Origin of the sequence: Dyella sp., assembly GCF_035508675.1 — a bacterium.
Classification (GTDB): Bacteria; Pseudomonadota; Gammaproteobacteria; order Xanthomonadales; family Rhodanobacteraceae; genus Dyella_B.
Genome location: NZ_DATJMN010000327.1, coordinates 1 through 4058 on the forward strand (window position 1 = coordinate 1; position 4058 = coordinate 4058).

Sequence of the window (4058 nt, forward strand, 5' to 3'; positions counted from 1 at the left end):
CATCTGTCCTCGTCCTGTTTGCGTTGTTGCTGGCCGTGTCTGCGCACGCGCAGTCAGGCATTCCGATCTACGGCTACAAGATCGTGCATACCTACCCGCACGATACCGGTGCCTATACCGAAGGCTTGTTCTATCTGGACGGCTATCTTTACGAGAGCACCGGTACCGAGGGCGAATCGACCATTCGCAAGGTGGAGCTGGCCACCGGCAAGGTGCTGCAGAAGGCCGATCTGGCGCCGCCCGACTACGGCGAGGGCATCGTCGCCTGGAAGAACCGGTTGATCCAGCTCACCTGGCAATCGCACCGCGGCTATGTCTACGACCTGCACAGCTTCAAGCGCCTCAGCCAATTCAGCTATCCCGGCGAAGGCTGGGCACTCACTGCGGACGACAAGCACCTCTACATGAGCGACGGCACGCCTACCCTGCGCGTGCTCGATCCGGAAACCCTCAAGCAGACCGGCAAGATCGACGTAACGGCGCTGGGCCGGCCGCTGGTCAACCTCAACGAACTGGAGTGGGTGAAGGGGCAGATTTACGCCAACGTCTGGCTCACGCAGAACATCGTGCGGATCGATCCGGCCAGCGGCAACGTGGTGGGCGTGATCAATCTCACCGGGCTGGGGCCCGATCCGCAGACCCTTTCCGACCCCAGCAACGATGTACTGAACGGCATTGCCTACGACGCCAAGCACGATCGCCTGTTCGTCACCGGCAAGCGTTGGCCGATGATCTATGAGATCACGTTGACGCCGCCGCAAAAGTAACGCCTTCTTCCGCAGAAGCGCGCGCATTGCCTTAGCATCACTCGGCGAAGGCCGGGGAGAGGTGCGGATCAGCCCTTAAGCAACTTCAAGCTGCTGCAGGATCAATGCCTCCAAACGCGCCACCGCCGGCGCCGGCTCGGCCTCGCTGCGATACAGCGCCAGCCCTAGTTGCGGCAATGCAGGCAATTTTGTTTCACCCGCGTCCAGCGCGCGCAGTTCGGACGGAAGCCCCAGCGGCGTGCGCACGCTGATGCCCAAGCCAGCTTTCACGGCCGCCCAGGTACCCGCCAGGCTGGCGCTGGTAAAGGCGATCCGCCACGCAATGCCCGCACGATCCAGCGCATCGATAGCCGCGCTGCGCATCAGGCACGGCGCTTCCAGCACCACCAGCGGCACCGGTTCACCGTCTGCATAAGCCGGCGGCCACGCGTCGCCGTCAATCCAGCGCATGGGCAGCATCCGGATATGCCGTCCATGCAACGGGCGCGGCTCGGTTTCCCAGGCCAGGGCCAGATCCAGCCGATCGCCCTCCAGCGCCTGCATCAAGGCGGCGTTACGTGCGATATGCACCTCCACCCGCAACCTTGGATGCGCGCGCTTGAAGCGGCCCAGCACCTCGGGCAACACGCTTTCACCGAAGTCTTCCTGCATGCCCAGCCGCACGCGTCCTTCCAGCTGCGCGCCGCGCACGGCGCTGGCCGCTTCGTCATTGAGCTCCAGCAGCCGCCGCGCATAAGCCAGCATCAGTTCGCCCGCCTCGGTCAGTACCATGCCGCGCCCGGCCTTGCGCAACAGCGGGGTGCCGGCCTGGTCCTGCAGCTTCTTCAACTGCGCACTGACTGCCGAGGTGGAGCGGCCGAGCCGATCGGCCGCCTTGGCGAAACTGCCCAGCTCGATACCGGCGACGAAACTGCGCATGACATCAAGATCGAACGTGAGGCGGCTCATAACTATCCTGATTTCCGGGACGGTTAGTACGTAAATTCCCGATATTCAGAACCATCCTGAGCGTTTAGGCTGGTGCCCGTCAAGCCAGGCGAGGAACCCCATGCTTACCATGCACTATCAAATCACCCTGCCCGCGGACTACGACATGGGTGTCATCCGGCGACGCATCGCGGAACGCGGCCACCTGACCGACGATCTGCCGCAGCTGGCATTCAAGGCCTATCTCTATGCCGACCGCAACCAGGCCTATGCCGCCGGACGCGAGCATCGCTATGCACCCTTTTACTTGTGGCGCGACACGCACGGGATGAACGCCTTTCTCGGCGGTACCGGCTTTGCCGCCGTGGTCGCTTCGTTCGGCCGGCCGCCAGTCCATGCATGCTCGGTATGGGACACACATGTGGCACCGGATCTCTCCATTGCGACGCATGCCACCTGCGAAACGCTGTCGATTCCTCGCCACACCCCACTGCAGGCGACGCGCGAGGCCGAGCAGGCAAGCGCCGCAGCCGACCGCGATCGTGGCGCGCTCGCCAGCATCGGCAGCTTCGATCCCAGCCGCTGGACGATGACGCGCTTCCGGCTATGGCGCGATGCGGTCATGCTTTCCAGCGCAGATGCGGACACCTATCAGGTCGGCCACGTCTCCCAACCTTCAGCCTCACGCTAACTTCAAGGAATTCCCATGCCTCTGGTCCGTATCGCCCTGCGCCGCGGCAAATCAGCCGCCTATATCGCCGCCCTTCGCAATGGCATCTATGCCGCCATGCTGGAAAGCTTCGGCGTGCCACAAAACGATCGCTTCATCCTGGTCAGCCAGCACGATGGGGAAGAGTTCGACTACGACCCCAATTACCTGGACATCGCACGCAGCGACGATCTGGTGATCGTGCAGATCGCCTGCAACAACACGCGCACGGTGGCGCAGAAGCAGGCGTTCTATCGCAGCGTAGCTGCCAAGCTGGCGGCCGATCCCGGTGTGCGGCCGGAGGATGTGCTCATCAATCTGCTGGAGACGGCCAAAGAAAACTGGTCGTTCGGCAACGGGGTTGCGCAATACGTGTGAGGCTGCCGATTGCGCGGCGTCCGCTCCTTCCCTGCTTGCAGAAGGAGAATCTCCCGCAGGGATTTGCTGGAAGAACTCAGCCTTCGCGCAACCAGCGCGCGGCGTCGATGGCGTAGTAGGTGAGAATCGCATCCGCGCCGGCGCGCTTGAAAGCGGTCAGGGCTTCCAGCACGACCGCGCGCTCGTTCAGCCATCCATTCTGCGCGGCAGCCTTAAGCATCGCGTACTCGCCGCTCACCTGGTACACGAACGTCGGCATGCCGAATGCATCTTTCACCCGGCGCAATACATCCAGGTAGGGCAGGCCCGGCTTGACCATCACGGCGTCGGCACCTTCGGCGATATCCAGCTCGACTTCGCGCAGAGCCTCGTCGCTGTTGGCGATGTCCATTTGATAGGTGTGCTTGTTGCCCTTGCCGAGATTGGCGGACGAGCCCACGGCGTCGCGGAACGGACCATAAAAGGACGAGGCGTACTTGGCCGAATACGCCAGGATGCGCGTATGAATATGGCCGGCCTGCTCAAGCGCATCGCGGATCGCGCCGATGCGCCCGTCCATCATGTCCGAGGGCGCCACGAAATCCATGCCCGCATCAGCTTGCGCCAGCGCCATCTTGATCAAGGCGGCGACGGTCGGCTCGTTCATCACATAGCCGTGCTCATCGATCAGGCCATCCTGGCCGTGCGTGGTGTAAGGGTCGAGCGCGACGTCGCCAATCAGGCCCAATTGCGGATACGCGGCTTTCAGCGCGCGCGTGGCGCGTTGCATCAATCCTTGCGGATTCCACGCCTCGGCGGCGTCTTCGCTTTTTGCCGTCGCGTCCGGCGAAGGGAACAGTGCCAGCGCGGGGATGCCCAGGCGCACGCATTCGCCTGCCAGTTGCAGCAGGCCGTCAATCGACAAGCGTTCCACGCCAGGCATCGAGGGAACCGGTTCACGCCTGCCGTCACCCTCGATGAGGAAGGCCACCATGATCAGGTCCGTGGGCAGCAACGTGTGTTCGCGCATCAACGCGCGGGAGAAAGCGTCGCGGCGCATGCGACGCATGCGGATGGCGGGAAAGCTCATGGGGAACATCTCATGCGAAACCTGGCGTAGTTTAGCGCCGGCGCCGCCACGGCGCCCGGACAGAATGCCACGCGGCTCAATGCGTGAGATGTCCCGCCAGGAAAATACGCACACGAGTTAAATGTCGATCCGGACATGCGCGAGTTCGACACATTTTATGTGCCATCTTTGGCGATGCATGTCCCCTCTCACAGGAGCTGCATCATGA

General features: G+C 63.0%; 5 protein-coding genes. 3 read left to right on the forward strand and 2 right to left on the reverse strand.

The window, feature by feature from the left end; genetic code table 11:
* Nucleotides 1-14 precede the first annotated feature (14 nt).
* On the forward strand, nt 15-767 hold the full coding sequence (locus VMA74_RS17390) for a glutaminyl-peptide cyclotransferase (RefSeq protein WP_325369254.1): 753 nt from the start codon (nt 15-17) through the stop codon (nt 765-767).
* 75 nt (nt 768-842) lie between these two features.
* Here VMA74_RS17390 and VMA74_RS17395 read toward each other — a convergent pair whose 3' ends face one another.
* The gene (locus tag VMA74_RS17395; protein ID WP_325369246.1) at nt 843-1715 is read right to left on the reverse strand and encodes a LysR substrate-binding domain-containing protein; all 873 of its coding nucleotides are present in this window, start codon (nt 1713-1715) and stop codon (nt 843-845) included.
* Nucleotides 1716-1815: 100 nt separating this feature from the next.
* Here VMA74_RS17395 and VMA74_RS17400 point away from each other — a divergent pair, with 100 nt between their 5' ends.
* Together VMA74_RS17400 and VMA74_RS17405 are read left to right on the forward strand one after the other, a co-directional pair.
* Nucleotides 1816-2385 carry a DUF4865 family protein gene (locus tag VMA74_RS17400; RefSeq protein ID WP_325369248.1) on the forward strand — a complete coding sequence of 190 codons (570 nt, stop codon included), beginning with the start codon at nt 1816-1818 and terminating at the stop codon, nt 2383-2385.
* Between the two features lie 15 nt (nt 2386-2400).
* The gene (locus tag VMA74_RS17405) at nt 2401-2781 is read left to right on the forward strand and encodes a tautomerase family protein (RefSeq protein WP_325369250.1); all 381 of its coding nucleotides are present in this window, start codon (nt 2401-2403) and stop codon (nt 2779-2781) included.
* 76 nt (nt 2782-2857) lie between these two features.
* On the opposite strand, the gene hemB is transcribed toward VMA74_RS17405, so the two are convergent.
* Nucleotides 2858-3850 (reverse strand): porphobilinogen synthase, encoded by a 993-nt coding sequence (gene hemB / locus VMA74_RS17410; protein ID WP_325369252.1) that lies wholly within the window; start codon nt 3848-3850, stop codon nt 2858-2860.
* Nucleotides 3851-4058 lie beyond the last annotated feature (208 nt).